Annotated in this window: 1 protein-coding gene; it reads left to right on the forward strand. The window is 40.6% G+C overall.

Going from position 1 to position 411, the window contains the following annotated elements; genetic code table 11:
• The coding region (locus H3V04_RS08880) for a hypothetical protein (protein WP_198188227.1) at positions 1-411 on the forward strand (411 nt) is incomplete at both ends.

Raw genomic sequence — 411 nt, forward strand, 5'->3', positions numbered from 1 at the left:
AATACCAGGCATAGGTACTGTAGCAGGTGGCATTTTAGGAGCCTCTCTTGGTAAAGCCTTTGCAGACTATGCTCCAAAAATATTTTCAGCTTTACGGCACCAATCGGACAGCTTTGTTCATTATTGGAATAAATCTTTTGTTCCAGGACTACAGAGTGGTTTAAGTAGTGTTGTTAAAAATGCTCAAAACTTGTTTAGTGGCTTTACAAATGGTCACAAGGCAGCCAATTCTAGTAGTTGGTGGGCTCAACTTGGCGCTTATTGGAATAATGTAGGCACTAGTAAAAAAGACCAGGAGAAAGCCGCTAAAGGTCTTCAAAAAGGCTGGAATAACTTTTGGGGAGGCATGGGTGATTGGCTAAATGGTGATTACAATGCTTCGAAAAAGAAAAAGCCTAAGAAGGCTAAGTT

Source organism: Bifidobacterium sp. M0353 (genome assembly GCF_016100645.1).
Classification (GTDB): domain Bacteria; phylum Actinomycetota; class Actinomycetes; order Actinomycetales; family Bifidobacteriaceae; genus Bombiscardovia; species Bombiscardovia choladohabitans.